Annotated in this window: 14 protein-coding genes; 6 read left to right on the plus strand and 8 right to left on the minus strand. The window is 66.7% G+C overall.

The annotated features are described in order from the left end of the window. The first annotated feature begins 24 nt into the window (after positions 1 to 24). Both ACFO3A_RS02375 and ACFO3A_RS02380 read left to right on the plus strand, forming a co-directional pair. Positions 25 to 753, plus strand: a complete 729-nt coding sequence (locus tag ACFO3A_RS02375) for a YggS family pyridoxal phosphate-dependent enzyme (protein ID WP_377723626.1) — start codon at positions 25 to 27, stop codon at positions 751 to 753. Between the two features lie 50 nt (positions 754 to 803). After that, positions 804 to 1211, plus strand: coding sequence for an FKBP-type peptidyl-prolyl cis-trans isomerase (locus ACFO3A_RS02380; protein WP_377723628.1), 408 nt, complete (start codon positions 804 to 806; stop codon positions 1209 to 1211). Between the two features lie 126 nt (positions 1212 to 1337). On the opposite strand, the gene tdh is transcribed toward ACFO3A_RS02380, so the two are convergent. The 8 genes from tdh to putA form a co-directional block, all read right to left on the minus strand. Beyond that, positions 1338 to 2375 (minus strand): L-threonine 3-dehydrogenase, encoded by a 1038-nt coding sequence (gene tdh / locus ACFO3A_RS02385; protein WP_377723630.1) that lies wholly within the window; start codon positions 2373 to 2375, stop codon positions 1338 to 1340. A gap of 21 nt (positions 2376 to 2396) precedes the next feature. After that, complete coding sequence (locus ACFO3A_RS02390; RefSeq protein ID WP_377723631.1) at positions 2397 to 3602, minus strand: glycine C-acetyltransferase; 1206 nt, start codon at positions 3600 to 3602, stop codon at positions 2397 to 2399. A gap of 16 nt (positions 3603 to 3618) precedes the next feature. Further along, a complete protein-coding gene (locus ACFO3A_RS02395; protein WP_377723633.1) occupies positions 3619 to 4368 on the minus strand; it encodes an ABC transporter ATP-binding protein in 750 nt (249 codons plus the stop codon). Beyond that, positions 4365 to 5225, minus strand: a complete 861-nt coding sequence (locus ACFO3A_RS02400; protein WP_377723635.1) for an ABC transporter ATP-binding protein — start codon at positions 5223 to 5225, stop codon at positions 4365 to 4367. The genes ACFO3A_RS02395 and ACFO3A_RS02400 overlap by 4 nt, the downstream gene beginning before the upstream one ends. After that, the gene (locus ACFO3A_RS02405; protein ID WP_377723637.1) at positions 5222 to 6328 is read right to left on the minus strand and encodes an ABC transporter permease subunit; all 1107 of its coding nucleotides are present in this window, start codon (positions 6326 to 6328) and stop codon (positions 5222 to 5224) included. The genes ACFO3A_RS02400 and ACFO3A_RS02405 overlap by 4 nt, the downstream gene beginning before the upstream one ends. Beyond that, positions 6325 to 7254, minus strand: coding sequence for a branched-chain amino acid ABC transporter permease (locus tag ACFO3A_RS02410; RefSeq protein WP_377723638.1), 930 nt, complete (start codon positions 7252 to 7254; stop codon positions 6325 to 6327). The genes ACFO3A_RS02405 and ACFO3A_RS02410 overlap by 4 nt, the downstream gene beginning before the upstream one ends. 187 nt (positions 7255 to 7441) lie before the next feature. Continuing rightward, positions 7442 to 8602, minus strand: a complete 1161-nt coding sequence (locus ACFO3A_RS02415; RefSeq protein WP_377723640.1) for a branched-chain amino acid ABC transporter substrate-binding protein — start codon at positions 8600 to 8602, stop codon at positions 7442 to 7444. A gap of 81 nt (positions 8603 to 8683) precedes the next feature. Next, positions 8684 to 12523, minus strand: a complete 3840-nt coding sequence (gene putA, locus ACFO3A_RS02420) for a trifunctional transcriptional regulator/proline dehydrogenase/L-glutamate gamma-semialdehyde dehydrogenase (protein WP_377723642.1) — start codon at positions 12521 to 12523, stop codon at positions 8684 to 8686. Between the two features lie 356 nt (positions 12524 to 12879). Between putA and ACFO3A_RS02425 the strand changes: the two genes are divergently transcribed. From ACFO3A_RS02425 to ACFO3A_RS02440, 4 genes are all read left to right on the plus strand, one after another. Further along, positions 12880 to 15036 (plus strand): TonB-dependent receptor, encoded by a 2157-nt coding sequence (locus ACFO3A_RS02425; RefSeq protein ID WP_377723647.1) that lies wholly within the window; start codon positions 12880 to 12882, stop codon positions 15034 to 15036. A 97-nt stretch (positions 15037 to 15133) separates the two neighbouring features. Next, positions 15134 to 15424, plus strand: a complete 291-nt coding sequence (locus tag ACFO3A_RS02430) for a hypothetical protein (RefSeq protein WP_377723649.1) — start codon at positions 15134 to 15136, stop codon at positions 15422 to 15424. Beyond that, complete coding sequence (locus ACFO3A_RS02435; protein WP_377723651.1) at positions 15405 to 15752, plus strand: hypothetical protein; 348 nt, start codon at positions 15405 to 15407, stop codon at positions 15750 to 15752. The genes ACFO3A_RS02430 and ACFO3A_RS02435 overlap by 20 nt, the downstream gene beginning before the upstream one ends. Further along, positions 15749 to 17374: a PepSY-associated TM helix domain-containing protein gene (locus ACFO3A_RS02440; protein WP_377723653.1), complete on the plus strand. Its 1626-nt coding sequence runs from the start codon at positions 15749 to 15751 to the stop codon at positions 17372 to 17374. The genes ACFO3A_RS02435 and ACFO3A_RS02440 overlap by 4 nt, the downstream gene beginning before the upstream one ends. Positions 17375 to 17400: the final 26 nt, after the last annotated feature.

Here is a 17400-nt window from a genome sequence, read left to right on the forward strand (position 1 = left end):
AGGTTTGGTACGCTCGCAGGGATTATGACCACGATTGCCGACCAGCTTCACCACGTCCAGGCGCAAATTGCCGCCGCTGCCGCGCAGGCAGGCCGCCCGCCCGCAGCAGTGCGGCTGCTGGCCGTCTCCAAGACCTTCCCCGCCGCCGCCGTGCGCGAAGCCGCCCTGGCCGGACAGCGCGATTTCGGCGAAAACTACCTCCAGGAAGGCGTGGAAAAAATCGCCGCCCTGCGGGCCATGACCGACATTGCGCCGCTGATCCCACCGCTCACCTGGCACTGCATCGGCCCCATCCAGAGCAACAAAACCCGGCTGGTGGCGGAACACTTCGACTGGGCGCACACCATCGACCGCCTGAAGATCGCCCAGCGCCTGTCCGACCAGCGCCCGGCGCACCTGCCGCCGCTGCAGGTGTGCCTGCAGGTGAACGTGGACGGCGGCGCCACCAAGGCCGGCTGCACCCCTGCCGAAGCCGCCGAACTGGCCCAGGCCATCGCCCGCCTGCCGCGCCTGCAGCTGCGCGGCGTGATGAGCATCCCCGACCCGCAGCCCGATGCCGCCGCCATGCTGGCCGTGCATCGGCAGGTGGTGGCCGTGTTCGACGCCCTGCGCCGCCTGCCGGGGCTGGACGGCCTGGATACCGTCAGCCTGGGCATGACCGCCGACATGGACAGCGCCATTGCCGCCGGCAGCACCCTGGTGCGCGTGGGCAGCGGCATTTTCGGCGCCCGCGACTATTCCGGGCGGGCATGACTTTTTCCCCTCGCGCCACGCGCATTGATTCCAACGAAAGCTCTCAGCCCATGAAAAAACTTTTGCATCTGGCCGCAGCCGCCGCGCTGCTGACCGCCAGCGCCGCCCAGGCCGCCCCCGAAACCACCGCCAGCGGTCTGGTGTTTGAAACCATCACCCAGGGCAGCGGCCCCAGCCCCAGGGCCAGCGACATGGTGCAGGTGCATTACCGGGGCTGGCTGCCGGGCAGCGACAAGGATTTCGACAGCTCGATCGCCCGGGGCCAGCCCGCCGTGTTCGGGCTGGACATGGTCATCCCCTGCTGGACGGAAGCGGTGCAGAAGATGAAAGTCGGCGGCAAGGCCAGGCTGACCTGCCCGCCCGCCATCGCCTACGGCAGCCGGGGTGCGGGCGGGGTGATTCCGCCCAATGCGACGCTGAACTTCGAAGTGGAGCTGCTGGGCATCGGCAAGCCCTGAGAATCACTTTCCATTAAAAAAAGAGCTTCTTCCGCTTGGTATTGCTGGATTTCAGAGTGTTTTATCCTTGAAATCCAATCAATACCAGCGCAAGAAGCTCTTTTTATAAGAGCGTGCCTGCCCGCCTCAATCCGGCAGGCTGTCCCAGTCCAGAATCACCTTGCCGCTCTGGCCGGAGAGCATGGCGTCGAACCCGGCCTCGAAATCTTCCACCGCAAAGCGGTGCGTGACGATGGGGCTCAAGTCCAGCCCGCTTTGCAGCATGGCGACCATCTTGTACCAGGTCTCGAACATCTCGCGGCCATAGATGCCCTTGATTTCCAGCCCCTTGAAGATCACCTGGTTCCAGTCGATGGCGGTGTTGGCGGGCGGAATGCCCAGCAGCGCGATCTTGCCGCCGTGGTTCATGTGTTCCAGCATGGCGGTGAAGGCGGTGGGCACGCCGGACATTTCCAGGCCCACGTCGAAGCCCTCGCTCATGTGCAAATCTTCCATCACGCCGCGCAGGCTTTCGCGGCTGACGTTGACGGCCCGGGTTGCGCCCATTTTGCGGGCCAGCTCCAGGCGGTAGTCGTTCACATCGGTGATGACGACGTTGCGTGCCCCGACGTGGCGGGCAATGGCCACGGCCATGATGCCGATGGGGCCGGCGCCGGTGATCAGCACGTCCTCGCCCACCAGATCGAAGGACAGCGCCGTGTGCGTGGCGTTGCCGAAGGGGTCGAAGATGGCGGCCAGCTCGTCGGAAATGCCGTGCGGAATCTTGAAGGCGTTGAAGGCCGGTATCACCAGATACTGCGCAAACGCGCCGGGCCGGTTCACGCCCACGCCGACGGTGTTGCGGCACAGGTGGCGGCGGCCCGCACGGCAGTTGCGGCAGAAGCCGCAGGTGATGTGCCCCTCGCCGGAAACCCGGTCGCCCACCTGGAAGCCGCGCACTTCCTGGCCCAGGGCGACGATCTCGCCCACGTATTCGTGGCCGACGTGCATGGGCACGGGGATGGTTTTCTGCGCCCAGTCGTCCCACTTCCAGATGTGGATGTCGGTGCCGCAGATGGCGGTTTTGCGGATTTTGATCAGAACGTCGTTGGGGCCGACGTCCGGTTTCTCAACCTCGGTCAGCGTCAGGCCGACGGCGGGCTGGAGTTTGGCCAGTGCTTTCATGGGGCGATCCTTGGGGCGTGTTCAATGTCGGATGGCGCCGATGGCCTTGCCGGCCTTGGCAAAGGCGGCCACGGCGCGGTCGATCTGCTCCGGGGTATGCGCCGCGCTCATCTGCGTGCGGATGCGTGCCTGCCCCTTGGGCACGACGGGGAACGAGAAGCCGATGACGTAGATGCCGTCGGCCAGCAGCGCGTCGGCCATGCGCGAGGCGGTCTGCGCGTCGCCCAGCATGACGGGGATGATGGGGTGATCCTTGCCTGCCAGGGTGAAGCCCAGGGCGCCCATCGCACGGCGGAAATGCTCGCCGTTGTCGCGCACGCGCTGGCGCAGCGCTGCGCCTTCGGCGCTGGCCAGCAGCTCCAGCACTTGCAGCGACGCGGCGGCAATCGACGGCGCCAGGGTGTTGGAAAACAGATAGGGACGCGAGCGCTGGCGCAGCAGCTCGATAATTTCCTTGCGGCCCGAGGTGTAGCCGCCGGATGCGCCGCCCAGCGCCTTGCCCAGCGTGCCGGTGATGATGTCCACGCGCCCTTCCACCCCGCAATACTGCGGCGTGCCCCGGCCATCGGCGCCGACGAAGCCGACGGCGTGTGAATCGTCCACCATCACCAGGGCGCCGTATTTGTCGGCCAGATCGCAGATGGAGCGCAGGTCGGCAATGATGCCGTCCATCGAGAAAACGCCGTCCGTGGCAATCAGCTTGAAGCGTGCGCCTGCGGCATCGGCGGCCTGCAATTGCGCTTCCAGGTCGGCCATGTCGTTGTTGTTGTAGCGCAAGCGCCGGGCCTTGCTCAGGCGCACGCCGTCGATGATGGAGGCGTGGTTGAGCGCGTCGGAGATGATGGCGTCCTCCTCGGTCAGCAGCGTCTCGAACAGGCCGCCGTTGGCGTCGAAGCAACTGCCGTAGAGGATGGTGTCCTCGGTGCCCAGGAAGCCGGAAATCGCCGCCTCCAGCGCCTTGTGGACCGACTGGGTGCCGCAGATGAAGCGCACCGAGGCCATGCCGAAGCCGTAGCGCTCCAGCCCGTCCTGCGCCGCCCGCAGCAGCCGCGCATCGTCGGCCAGGCCCAGGTAGTTGTTGGCGCAGAAGTTCAGCACGTCCGCCCCGTCGGCCAGCTGGATGCGGGCCGCCTGCGGGCTGGCGATGACGCGCTCGGCCTTGTAGAAGCCATCGGCACGGATGTGGTCGAGGGTGGTACTCAAATGGGCCAGAAAGCGTTCACGCATGGGATGCTCCTTGTCCTTATTCGCCCAGGTAAGCCGCCCGCACCTTGGGGTCGTGCAGCAGTTCGCCGGCCGGGCCTTGCAGGGTCAGCTCGCCGGACTCCAGCACGTAGCCGCGCTGGCTTACTTCCAGGGCCAGGCGGGCGTTCTGCTCGATCAGCAGAATCGTCACGCCCTGCCTGGAGATGTCCTCGATCACCTCGAAGATTTTGTCCACCATGATCGGGGCCAGCCCCATCGTCGGCTCGTCCAGCAGCAGCAGTTGCGGCCGGGACAGAATGGCGCGGCCCATGGCCAGCATCTGCTGCTCGCCGCCGGAGAGCGTGCCTGCGGTTTGCAGGCGGCGCTCGGCCAGGCGCGGGAAGCGCTGGTAGACCTGTTCCAGTTCCTGGGCGACGTTGATCGCGTCCTTGCGGCTGTAGGAACCCATGTGCAGGTTTTCCTCGATGGTCAGCTGCGGGAAGATGCCGCGCCCTTCGGGCACCATCACCAGCCCCTGGCGCACCATGGCGTGTACGGGCTGGCCGGCCAGACTGTGGCCCTTGTAGTGGATGGCGCCGGCGGCCAGCGGCACCAGACCGCAGATGGCCCGCAGCGTGGTGCTTTTGCCCGCGCCGTTGGCGCCGATGAGGGCCACCAGTTCGCCGGGCTGCACGTGCAGGTTCAGGTGGCGCACGGCACGGATGCCGCCGTAGGCAACGTCGATGCCGCGAATGTCGAGCATGGGAGTTTGGGCCTGGGTGTTGGTATTGGCCTGGGCTTCGGTCATGGCGCGGCGCTTTCTTCTGGCGGGTTGTCGGTGGCGGCGGCAGGCGGCGGCTGCAGGTCTTGCGCCGCGCCCTTGCCCAGATAGGCTTCGATCACGCGCGGGTCGCTCTGCACCTCGTGCGGCAGGCCGTAGGACAGCACCTGCCCGTACTCCAGCGCCAGCACGCGGTCGCACATGTTCATGACCAGCTTCATGTCATGCTCGATCAGCAGCACGGTGATGCCGTCGTCGCGGATTTTTTCGATCAGCGCCCGCAGCACCACCGTCTCCGACGGATTCATGCCCGCCGCCGGTTCGTCCAGCGCCAGCAGCGCCGGGCCGGTGGCCAGGGCGCGGGCGATTTCCAGGCGGCGCTGGTCGCCGTAGGACAGGGACGAGGCCACCTCGTTGGCGACGTGGCCGATGCCCACGTACTCCAGCAGCTCCAGGGCGCGGGCCTCGGTGCGGGCCTCTTCCTCGCGGGTGGCCTTGTTGCGCACCACCGCGCCCCACAGGCCGGCCTTGGTGCGCAGGTGCTGGCCGATCATCACGTTCTCCAGCGCCGTCAGCGCGGCGAACAGGCGGATGTTCTGGAACGTCCGCGCCAGCCCCTGCTCGGCGATCTGGTGGGGCTTGAGCCGGGTCAGCTCCACGCCCTGGAAGTTGCAGCTCCCGGATTCGGGGATGTACAGCGCCGTCATCACGTTGAACAGCGTCGTCTTGCCCGCGCCGTTGGGGCCGATGAGGCCGAAGATTTCGCCCTTGCGGATCTCGAAGCTCACGTCCTTCAGGGCCTGCAGGCCGCCGAAGCGCTTGCTCAAGCCCTTGGCAATCAGCAAGGGTTCGCCGGTTTTTAAGGTCAATGCGGGGACGCTCATGCCTGCTGCTCCTTGCCACGGTTGAGTTCACGCTTGCGGGTCTGCGAAGGCCACAGCCCTTCGGGCCGGAAAATCATGACGGCAACCAGCGCCACGCCGAACAGCAACATGCGGATGGCGTCGGGGTCGATCAGCACTTCGCCGAACAGCGTCTCCTGGATGGGCACCACCACGTTGCGCAGCACCTCGGGGAAGATGGACAGCAGCAGCGCCCCGGCCACCACGCCCGGCACATGGCCCATGCCGCCCAGCACCACCATGCACAGGATGGCGATGGACTCGCTCAGGCCGAAGCTCTCGGGGCTGACGAAGCCCTGCATCGAGGCAAACAGGCACCCGGCCACGCCGCCAAAGCTGGCACCCATGCCGAAGGCCATCAGCTTGATGCTGCGGGTGTTGATGCCCATGGCCTTGGCGGCCACCTCGTCCTCGCGCACGGCTTCCCAGGCGCGGCCCACGCGGGAGTTTTGCAGGCGGATGCAGACGAAGATGATGAGAATCACCAGCGCCATCAGCAGGTAGTAGTACTTTTCCGGCCCGGTGATGCGGAAGCCGAAAATGGTTTCGGGCCGGCCCAGCGCCCACTCGCCCACCTTGAAGGTGTCGATGCGGTTGATGCCCTGGGGGCCGTTGGTGATGTTCACCGGCGCATCCAGGTTGTTCATGAAGATGCGGATGATCTCGCCAAAGCCCAGCGTCACGATGGCCAGGTAGTCCCCGCGCAGCTTCAGCACCGGAAAGCCCAGCGCAATCCCCGCTGCCGCCGCCAGCGCCACCCCGATGGGCAGCACGATCCAGAACGGCAGGTGCAGGTCGAAGTGCGGCGAAGCCAGCAGCGCCCACACATACGCGCCCACGGCGTAGAAGGCGATGTAGCCCAGGTCGAGCAGCCCGGCAAAGCCGACGACGATGTTCAGCCCCAGGGCCAGCATCACGTACAGCAGGGCAAAGTTCAGGATGCGGATCCAGCCCTGCCCGGCGGTTGCGCCCAGCAGGAAGGGCAGCGCCAGCAGCACCGCGCCGATGGCAAAGGCGCCCAGCCAGACTTTGGCCGGGGTGCGGTTCCTGGAAGTGGAAACGGAAGTAGAAGTGGTGTGGTTCATGCGCGGTCTCCCGAACGTTCACCCAGGAGGCCCGAGGGGCGGAAGATCAGCACGACCACCAATACGATGAAGCTGAACACGTCCTGGTAATGGCTGCCGAACACGCCGTTGGTCAGGTTGCCGACGTAGCCGGAGCCCAGCGCCTCGATCAGCCCCAGCAGCAGGCCGCCGAGCATGGCGCCGCCCAGGTTGCCGATGCCGCCCAGCACGGCGGCGGTGAAGGCTTTCAGGCCCAGCATGAAGCCCATGGTGTACTGGGCCACGCCGTAGTAGCTGGCGATCATCACGCCCGCCACGGCCGCCAGGGCCGAGCCGACCAGGAAGGCTGCCGAGATGACGGTGTTGATGTTCACCCCCATCAGCCCCGCCACCTCGCGGTTCTGGGCCGTGGCCCGCATGGCCATGCCCAGGCGGGTTTTATGCACCAGCAGCAGCAGCGCCACCATGATGAGGGCCGAGCCGAGCATGATCGCCAGTTGCAGCATGCTCAGGCGGGCATCGCCGATCTGCAGCACCGAAGGCTCGATGATGTGCGGGAAATTCAGGTAGTTGCGGCCCCAGAACATCATGGCGACGTTCTGGATGATGATGGACACGCCGATGGCCGTGATCAGCGCCGCCAGCCGGGGCGCACGGCGCAACGGGCGGTAGGCGATGCGCTCGGCCGTCCAGCCCAGCGCCATGCACACGGGGATCGACACCACCAGCGCTGCGCCGATGGCCACGAAAACGGAAACGTCACCATAGTGGCCGACCAGCGCCAGCACGACGCTGGTGGCGATCATGGCGCCGACCATGACCACGTCGCCATGGGCGAAGTTGATCAGGCCGATGATGCCGTAGACCATGGTGTAGCCCAACGCCACCAGCGCATACACGCTGCCGGCAGTCAGGCCGTTGATGATTTGTTGCAGAAAAATATCCATGACGGTCGCGCCGTGCGGCGTGGGCAGTCGGGGGAAAAATGGACTTGGCCGAGGGCGTGCAGGCACGCGCTCACAACAAGTCCGAAGAAATTGCGGCACTGCCGCAACCGGCTCTGCGTTCAAGCAGAGAGAAAGCCGCCACGGCCCCGGAACGCTGTTCGCAGGGCCGCGACAAGGCCATTACGGATTACTTGCCCGAATCGACGATGGTCTTGACCTCTTCCCACTTGCCGCCCTTGACGGTGTAGATGGTCACGGACACTTCGTTCAGGTCGCCATTCTTGTCGTAGCTGATGTTGGTGCTGGTGGCGCCGCTGCGCTTCAGACCGGCCAGCTTGGGCAGGTATTTGTCGGCCTTGGTCGAACCGGCCTGCTCCATGGCGGTGATCATGTTCCAGGCACCGTCGTAGGCGTAGGGGGCGTACACGCCCGGGTCCACCTTGAAGCGGGCCTTGTAGGCAGCGGCGAACTTCTCGCCCTGGGCCATGGTTTTCAGCGGCACGCCGGCCAGCGAGGCGTAGGTGCCGTTGGCGGCTTCACCGGCCAGTTTCAGGAAGGTGTCGCTGCGCGTCATTTCGCCGGACACCAGGGGCTGGGTGATGCCCAGGGTCTGCATCTGGCGGCGCATCGGGCCGGATTGCGCGTCCAGGCCGCCGAAGAAGATGGCGTCTGCGCCCTTGGCCTTGATGCTGGTCAGGATGGCGGTGAAGTCGGTGGCCTTGTCGGTGGTGTATTCACGCGCCACGATGGTGCCGCCTGCCCGCTTCACGGCGGCGATCACCTGGTCGGTCAGCCCCTGGCCGTAGGCGGTGCGGTCGTCGATCACGGCCACTTTCTTGGCTTTGAGGTCGTTGACGATGAACACGCCCACGGCAGCGCCCTGCTGGGTGTCGCTGGTCATCATGCGGAAGGTGGTGTCATAGCCTTGCAGCGTGTATTCGGGCGAGGTCGCCATGGCGATCTGGGGGATGCCCGCGTCGTTGTAGACGCTCGAAGCGGGGATGGTGGTGCCCGAGTTGAAGTGGCCCAACATGCCATGCACCTTGGCATCGGCAATCTGCTGCGCCACCTGCACGGCGGTGCGCGGGTCGGCCTGGTCGTCCTTGGACACCAGCACGAACTTGGCCGTGTCGCCATCCAGCTTGATGCCCTTGGCGTTGGCCTCTTCCAGCGCCAGCGTCAGGCCGTTGCGCATGTCTTCGCCGTAGTGGGCCTGGGGGCCGGTCAGCGGCGCGGCAAAACCCAGGCGCACGGTGGTTTCTGCGTGGGCGGCGCTCATCAGGCCGCCAAAGGCGCAGGCCAGGGCCGCACTGGTGGCCAGGGTCTTGAAGGATGGAGAGGTTTTCATGCTGGTTGCTCCTTGGTTGGTGTGGGGAAAGGGAAGGGAAAAGGGACTGTAGAAAGGTCGCAGGTAACCGCAAAGACGGGTTTAACCCACCATCATCAGACTGGCGTTGCCGCCCGCTGCCGTGGTGTTGGTGCTGATGCTCACTTCGCGCAGCAGGCGCTCGGGGCGGTAGCGCTCGCCGCTGCGGATTTCTTCGGTGGTCAGGCCCTGGGCCAGCAGCAGCGGCCCCGGGCGGGCGCTGAACTGTTGCTGCAAAGGCAGCAGGGCATCGGTATCGCTTTCGACCAGGGCGGCCTGCAGGGGCAGTTGCGCCCATTGCTGCGCCGTGGCCCATTGCAGGGCCGCCTGCTGCGCCGCCGGCGCCTGCTGCTGCCACTGGGCCACCAGGGTGCGCAGCGCCGGGCTGTCGGCCAGCAGCATGGTGTTGCCCGTGGCCTGGCAGGCCTGCCATTGGGCCTGCAGGCCGTCCACGGTCAGCGGCAGGCAGGCGACCGGGCCACGCGGCTGCAGGCCGTATTGATTGGTTTCGCCCGTGGGGCCGTCCAGCAGCACCTGCTGCCCGGCGGCCAGCGGCAACTGCTGCGTGCCCCGGGCCGTGACGACGGGCACCTGCGCCAGTACCGGCGCCTGCGCCAGCAGGCGCAGCAGGTACAGCGGCCCGCCCGCCTTGGGGCCGGTGCCCGAAAGCCCTTCGCCGCCAAACGGCTGCACGCCCACCACGGCGCCGACGATGTTGCGGTTCACGTAGATATTGCCGGCCTGCACGCGCTGCGAGACGTGGGCCACAGTTTCGTCCAGGCGCGTATGCACGCCGAAGGTCAGGCCGAAGCCCAGGGCGTTGATCTGCTCCAGCAGGGCGTCCACATCCTTGCGGGCGTAGCGCAGCACGTGCAGCACGGGGCCGAAGACTTCGCGCCGCAGGTCGGCCACCCGGCCCACCTCGATCAGCGTGGGGGCGACGAAGTGGCCGTGGCGGCACTCGGCGGGCAGCGTCAGGCGCGTGACGGCATGGCCCTGGCTGCGCATGTGGTCGATATAGCTTTCGATGTCGGCCCGGGCCTGGGCGTCGATCACCGGGCCGACGTCGGTTGCCAGCTGGTCGGGGTTGCCCACGCGCAGCTCCTGCATGGCGCCGCGCAGCATGTGCAGTACGTGGTCGGCGCTGTCTTCCTGCAGGCACAGCAGGCGCAGGGCCGAGCAGCGCTGGCCCGCCGAGTCGTAAGCCGAGGCCAGCACGTCGCCCACCACCTGCTCCGGCAGGGCGGACGAATCGACCACCAGGGCGTTGATGCCGCCGGTTTCCGCAATCAGCGGCACCGGCTTGCCGTCGCGACCCAGGCGCTGGGCCAGACGGCGGTGAATGTGCTGCGCCACGGGGTGCGAGCCGGTGAACACCACGCCGTCGGTGCCCGGGTGGCTGACCAGGGCCTCGCCCACCGTTTCGCCCTCGCCCGGCAGCAATTGCAGGGCGTGGGCCGGAATGCCCGCCTGATGCAGCAGGGCCACGGCCTGCGCGGCGACCAGATTGGTCTGCTCCGCAGGCTTGGCGATGACCACGTTGCCCGCCGCCAGCGCGGCAGCGATCTGGCCGGTGAAGATGGCCAGCGGAAAATTCCAGGGGCTGATGCACACCACCACGCCCAGGGGGCGGTGGCTGCCGTTGTTCAGCAGCAGGCGGGCCTGCTCGGCGTAGTAGCGCAGAAAGTCGATGGCCTCGCGCACTTCGGCAATGGCATTGGGCAGGGTCTTGCCCGCTTCGCGGCACAGCAGGCCCAGCAGCGGCTGCAGCCGCGCCTGCAACAGGTCGGCGGCGCGGTGCAGAGCTTCGGCCCGGGCGTCCACCGGCGTGGCGGGCCAGATCAGGGCGGCGTGCTGCGCCTGCGCCATGGCCTGGGCCACGGCGTCGGCATCGGCCAGCCGCACTTCGCCCAGCACGTCCTGGGCATTGGCCGGGTTGCAAACCGCCTGGGCATTCGACGGCGTACCGCAGGCAGGCTGGGCCGTCAGCGGCGTGACGCTGCCCAGCAGCGCCGCCGACAGCGAGGCCAGACGCTGCTCGTTGCTCAGGTCCAGCCCGGCGGAATTGCTGCGCCCCTGGGCGGCATACAGGGCCACGGGGGCCGGAATCAGGTCGTGCGGGCGGCCCAGCGGCAGCAGCGCCTGGGCAGCGGCCACCGGGTCGGCCACCAGCTCGGCGATGGCGATGCGCTCATCGCCGATCTGATGCACGAAGGAGCTGTTCGCGCCGTTTTCCAGCAGACGGCGCACCAGATAGGCCAGCAGGGTTTCGTGCGTGCCCACCGGGGCGTAGATGCGGCAGGGGCGGGCCAGCTTGCCCTGGGCGGTGTCGCCCACCACTTCCTCGTACAGGCCCTCGCCCATGCCGTGCAGGCATTGAAACTCGTACTGGCCCCGGTAGTAGTTGTTGCCCGCCATATGGTAGATGCTGGCCAGCGTGTGGGCGTTGTGCGTGGCGAACTGGGGGAAGACCGCCTCGGGCGCCTCCAGCAGCTTGCGGGCGCAGGCCAGATAGGACACGTCGGTATGGATCTTGCGGGTGTAGACCGGGTAGTCCTCCAGCCCGTCCACCTGGGCGCGTTTGATCTCGCTGTCCCAGTACGCACCCTTGACCAGCCGCACCATCAGGCGGTGCTTGCTGCGCCGGGCCAGATCGATGATCCAGTCCAGCACGAAGAAGGCGCGGCGCTGGTAGGCCTGCACCACGAAGCCGATGCCGTTCCAGCCCGCCAGCGTGGGCGCAAAGCACAGCTGCTCCAGCAGGTCGAGCGAGATCTCCAGGCGGTCGGCCTCCTCGGCGTCGATGTTCAGGCCGATGTCGTACTGCCGGGCCAGCTCGGCCAGTTGCAGCAGGCGCGGGTACAGCTCCTGCATCACGCGCTCGCGCTGGGCGCGGCTGTAGCGCGGGTGCAGGGCCGACAGCTTGATGGAAATGCCCGGCCCCTCGTAAATGCCGCGCCCCTGCGCCGCATGGCCGATGGCGTGGATGGCCTGCTCGTAGGCCTGCAGGTAGCGCTGCGCGTCGGCCTCGGTCGTGGCGGCCTCGCCCAGCATGTCGTAGGAGTAGCGAAAGCCCTTTTCTTCCAGCTTGCGGCTGTTGGCCAGCGCAGCGGCAATCGTCTGGCCGGTGACGAACTGCTCGCCCATCATGCGCATGGCGGTGTTCACGCCCTGGCGGATCAGCGGCTCGCCGCCCCGGGCAATCAGCCGCGTCAGGGCGCCGCCCAGCTTCTGTTCACTATGCACGCCCACCAGCTTGCCGGTAATCATCAGCCCCCAGGTGGCGGCATTGACGAACAGGCTGGGCGAATCGGTATGCGCCCGCCAGTCGCCCTTGCTCACCTTGTCGCGGATCAGCGCATCGCGTGTGGCGCGGTCGGGGATGCGCAGCAGCGCCTCGGCCAGACACATCAGCGCCACCCCTTCCTGGCTGGACAGCGAATACTCCTGCACCAGCGCTTCCACGCCCGAGGTCTTTTTCTGGCGCTTGCCACGCAGCGCCTGCACCAGCCGCGTGGCCAGGGCCTGCACCTCCTGGGGCTGGGCACTGGCGGCAAAGGCCATCAGCAGTGGCAGGCATTCGGTTTCCGGGCGGCGGTAGGCGGCGGTAATGGCAGCCCGCAGCACGCTTTGCGGCTGCACGTCCTGGGCCAGGGCATAGAACGGGGTGTAGACGGGCTGGTTATCCACCAGGGTTTCGGGTTCTACCGGTTCACCCACGGGGTTTACCGCAACGAGGTGCTGCAGCTCCGGCAGCGGTTTACCTTGCTCGATGGCATCCAGGTAGCTGTGCAGCGCCTGCTTGTGCAACCAATGGGGCGTGCAGCCCAGTTGCTGGGCTGCCGCCTTGAGCCGGTCACGCATCAGCTCGTCTACCTTGATGCCGATGGTTGTTGTTGCCATATTCCGCCTAGCTCCCTGAAGAACCTGCACACCGTTTGAAAAAGTGGCGCGATTCTAGGGAGGTGTAACCAGACCAGGTATTGGGGTTTTCCTATCCCCATCGTCGGTTAACCCACACCAGGGAAACAGAGCAGAAATGCCGCAGAAAACCAAAAACAAGAGCATTTACCGATTGTTATCACTTGTTTTCATAGATAAATCTATCTGAAATACATATATATCCATCGGAAGAAGCAATACTTTCAGGAGCAAAACCATCTCATCCCGCAGCCATTCGCGCATGGCCCATGTAAAGAGCATGTGAACTTAATTTAGAATCGTTCTTGTTATCTTTACTGAAAAACGGAGAGCAGAGAATGCCAACACATTCGGCACGCAGGTTGCGCCCCAACCTGATCGTTCTGGCCTTGCTGGCGGCCAGCGGCAGCAGTTCCATCCTGGCCCAAACCACGGGGGATGCGACCCTGCCCCAGGTCACGGTACGCGACAAATACGAGCGCGAAGACCTGCCCACCCTGGCCCCGGGCCGCAAGGCGGCCAAGGGCGCCCGCCTGGGCATTCTGGGCGCCACGTCCATCGTCGATGCCCCCGTACATGTGAACGCCTACACACGCGAGCTGGCCGAAGACTGGTCGGCCCTGACGCTGCAGGACGTGCTGGAGAACGACTCCGCCATCGTCTTCACCACCAACAAGAACCACCTGCTGCAGAACTTCAACCTGCGCGGCCTGGACATGACGGCGATGGACATCGCCACCAACGGCCTGTACGGCATTGCCCCGGCCAACTCGGTGCCCATCGAAATGTTCGAGCGCGTGGAAGTGCTGCGCGGCCCGAACGTGCTGCTGTCGGGGATGCCGCCGCTGTCCAGCGTGGCGGGCACCGTCAATATGGTGACCAAGCGGGCACTGGCCCAGCCGATGGCGGAAATGACCTTCACCTACGGTTCGCACTCCTACGGCCAGGTGCATGTCGATCTGGGCCAGCGCTTCGGCAAGGAACAGCGCCTGGGCCTGCGCTTCAACGGCGTCTATGGCGACGGCGAGATGGGCGCCAAGGACGAGAAGCAAAAACGCCAGGTGGCCGCGCTGGGCCTGGACTACCTGGGCGACCGGGCACGCTTCTCCCTGGACGTGTACAGCAGCGTGAACAAGATCGACGGCGGCAGCCCCGGCATGTTCAACTTCCTCGGTATCAACAAACGTCCCGACGGGAGTTATCAGATTCCCGGTGTGAGCTATCTGCTCGACCCACCGAAGGGCGACACCAACATGTTCCGTGGCACCCACGGCGAATACGACAACAGCGGCCTGCTGGCGCGTGCCGAGTTCGACTTCACTGAAAACTGGCAGGGGTATCTGGCCGTCGGCGGCTCCGAGGCCGAAGGCAAGGGCCTGCTGTTCGGCACCCGCGCCGTCGTCACCGATGCGGACGGCACCACGCGCGGCGCGATCTACAACGTCCATACCCAGTCCGAGCGCCGCACCGCCGAGGCCGGGGTGATCGGCAAGTTCGCCACCGGCAGCGTGCAGCACCGCCTGCAACTGTCGGCCAACATCCTCAAGCACAAGGAAGGCTCGTACAACACGGCCTGCGCCTACTGCTACACCACCAACATGTACGACCCGGTAACGCCGGTCTTCCCCGCCGCACCGGCCTGGAAGGGCTACACCACGGAGAACGAGTTCCGCTCGCTGGCCGTGGCCGACACCATGGGCTTTGCCAACGACAAGGTGCAGCTGACCGTGGGCGGGCGCCACCAGACCGTCAAAACCCCGCTGGTAAGCGGCAAGGACTCCAACTACAGCGAAAGCCGCTTCTCGCCCATGCTGGCGGCGGTGGTGCGCCCCTGGGGCGAGAACATTACGCTGTTCGGCAACTACACCGAAGGGCTGGAGCCGGGCCAGGTGGTGGGCGTCGGCTATGCCAACACCGGCGAAGCCCTGCCGCCCAAGGTCACCAAGCAGATGGAGCTGGGCCTGAAGCTGCAGGCCGGCGAGCTGACGCACACCTTCAGCACCTATGAGATCAAGCGCCCCTCCTTCATCGCCGACAGCGCCAACAACTACACCTCCGACGGCGAACAGCGCCTGCGCGGCCTGGAGTGGAGCGTGTTCGGCAACCTGACCAGGACGATCTCCCTGCTGGGCGGCATCACCCACATCAAGTCCGAGCAGCGCAACACCGGCAAGGACACCTTCGGCGTGCCCGAGTGGCGTGCCCGCATCGGCCTGGACTGGGCAACCCCCGTGCAGGGCCTGAAGGTGGGTGGCCGCATCATCCACACCAGCTCGCAATGGGTCGACTCGGGCAACGTGCTGCGTGCCCCGTCCTGGAACCGCCTGGACCTGAACGCCAGCTACGCCACCAAGATCGCCAACACCCCCGTGCGCTTCAACGCCAGCATGGAGAACGCGGCCAACAAGCGCTACTGGATCGGCACGTTTGGCGACGGTTTCGTGATGCCCGGTGCGCCGCGCACCTTCAAGCTCTCCAGCACCATCTCGTTCTGATGCGTGACCAGGGCTGACGCCTGAGAACGTGTTCCGGGCCGTCAGCCTTCCTGCCTCCAGCCGCACCCCAGCCGTTCGGCTGGAGGTATTGCCTTTCATGCCATTGCTGTCCGTTATGCCCCTGTTCACCCTTCTCGGCCTGCTGGCCGCCACCCTGGCGGGCCTGTGCCTGTATGCCGCCTCGCCCCACCAGCGCCTGTGGGCCACCAACTGGCCGCAACGGCCTGCCCGTCTGGCCAGCGCCGCCCTGTTCCTGGCTAGCTGGCTGGCCTTTGCCCAGGACATGCAGCGGCTGACGGCCACCTTCATGTTCTGCACCATGCTGATGCTGGTGCTGGTTGTCTGGCCTTATATCGGAGCGTTACTGCATGTCCGCCGTACCCGCTGAATCTGCCCAATCCCCTGCATCCCGGCCCGCCGGGCGCACGCCGTCCGTGCCCATCCGCGCGGACTGGCTCTCGAAAACCCTGGCCGGGCTGGTGCTGGGCCTGACGCTGGCGCTGACGGCCAGCGCCATCCTGATGGTGCCGCTGGCCGATCTGCCCCTGGCCGTCAGCGGCCAGCTCGCCATGTGGCTGGTGCCGCCGGTCTGGCTGGGCACGCTGTCGCTGGTGTATTTCTTTGCCTCGGGCTGGCGTGCCTGGGCCTGGCTGTCCGGGGCCAACGTGCTGGCACTGGGCCTGTGGTGGCTGGCCCGCCAGGGAGGCGGCGCATGAGGGCCGATTTCATCCGCAACTACAAATCCGTCCACACCTGGACGGGCATCCTGAGCGGCCTGGCGTTGTTCATCGCCTTCTACGCCGGGGCGCTCACCGTGTTCAAGGAACCGCTGCGGCGCTGGGCCACCCCGCCCTCGGCCATCCTGCAACCGGTGCCGCTCGATGCCGCGCAGCCGCTGATCGCACAGACCCTGGCCACCCAGCCTGCCGCCCCGCGCGGCGTGACGATGAAGGTGGAAAACGGCCAGGCCATCCCGCGCCTGGAATGGCAAGTGCGCGACCCCCAGGCCGACGACCACGACGACCGGAACACGCACTACTACGCCGCCACGCTGGCTGCCGATGGCAGCGTGCAGGTCAGCGAAGAACACCCGTCCCAACTGGTCGAGTTCATCGACGTGCTGCACCGCGTGGTGGGCCTGCCTGCGGACATCGACCCCTACCGCTGGGTCATGGGCGTGATTGCCGCCCTGTATTTCGTGGCCCTGGTCTCGGGCGTGATCGTGCTGCTGCCCTCGCTGGTCAAGGACTTCTTCGCGCTGCGCGTGGGCAAGAACCTCAAGCGCATGTGGCTGGACGCGCACAACGTGGTGGGCATCGTCAGCCTGCCGTTTCACATCGTCATGGCCCTGAGCGCCGTGGTCTTTGCCTACCACGACCAGATTTACGCCGTGCAGGACAGGATGATCCACCAGGGCCAGTGGGCGCAACCGCCCGCCAGCGCCCAGGGCAGCAAGCCCGTCGCTGCGCCCGCCCGCAACCCTGCGGACATGCTCCTGCCCTCGCAGCTCGTGCAGATCGTCCAACAGGCCGCGCCGGGCTTTGAACCCAACGGCCTGCAATACACGCAAGTCACCGGCCCCCGGCCCATAGTGCGCGTGTGGGGCAAAGACCCGCAGGCCGTCTCGCCCCGCGCCCTGGGCGGGTTTGCCGCGCTCGACCCCTACAGCGGCAAGCTGCTGTCCACCGACTACCTGTCCGGCCAGCAAAGCACGCCCAACCTGTTCATCAGCAGCTTCTTCGCCCTGCACATGGCCTCGTTCGGCGGCACGGCGGTACTCTGGCTGTATTTCCTGCTGGGGCTGGCCGGCGCCTGGCTGTTCTACGGCGGCAACCTGCTGTGGGTCGAAGCCCGGCGCAAGGCGCAGCGCAAAGGCGGCGCAATGCCCACCCAGCGGCGCGACACCGCCATCATGGCAGCGGCCACCGTGGGCGTCTGCCTGGGCTGCGTGGCCGGTATCTCGCTGACGATTGCCGCCGCCAAATGGCTGCCCGGCAGGGTGGAACATCTGGCGTCCTGGCATGTCGGCATCTACTACACCGTCTTCCTGGCCAGCGTGGCCTGGGCCTTCTGGCGCGGCGCAGCGCGGGCTGCCGCCCCCCTGCTATGGCTGGCCGCAGCCTGCACCCTGACCATTCCGCTCTCGACCCTGCTGGGCTGGCTTCTGCCCGCTGCGGGCGCCTGGGCCGACAACGCCACCCTGGCCGTGGATGCCACCGCCCTGGCCGGCAGCCTGGCGCTGGTGTGGATGGCCAAAGCCACGGCGCGGCGCACGCACCACGGCCCGGCAGATAGCGTCTGGGCCGTGCCGCGCAAGCTGCCGCAGCCCTCTGCATAGGTCAGACCCACCTGGGCGTGCGTGCC

The organism is Comamonas nitrativorans (genome assembly GCF_042654765.1).
GTDB classification, from domain to species: Bacteria; Pseudomonadota; Gammaproteobacteria; order Burkholderiales; family Burkholderiaceae_C; genus Comamonas; species Comamonas nitrativorans.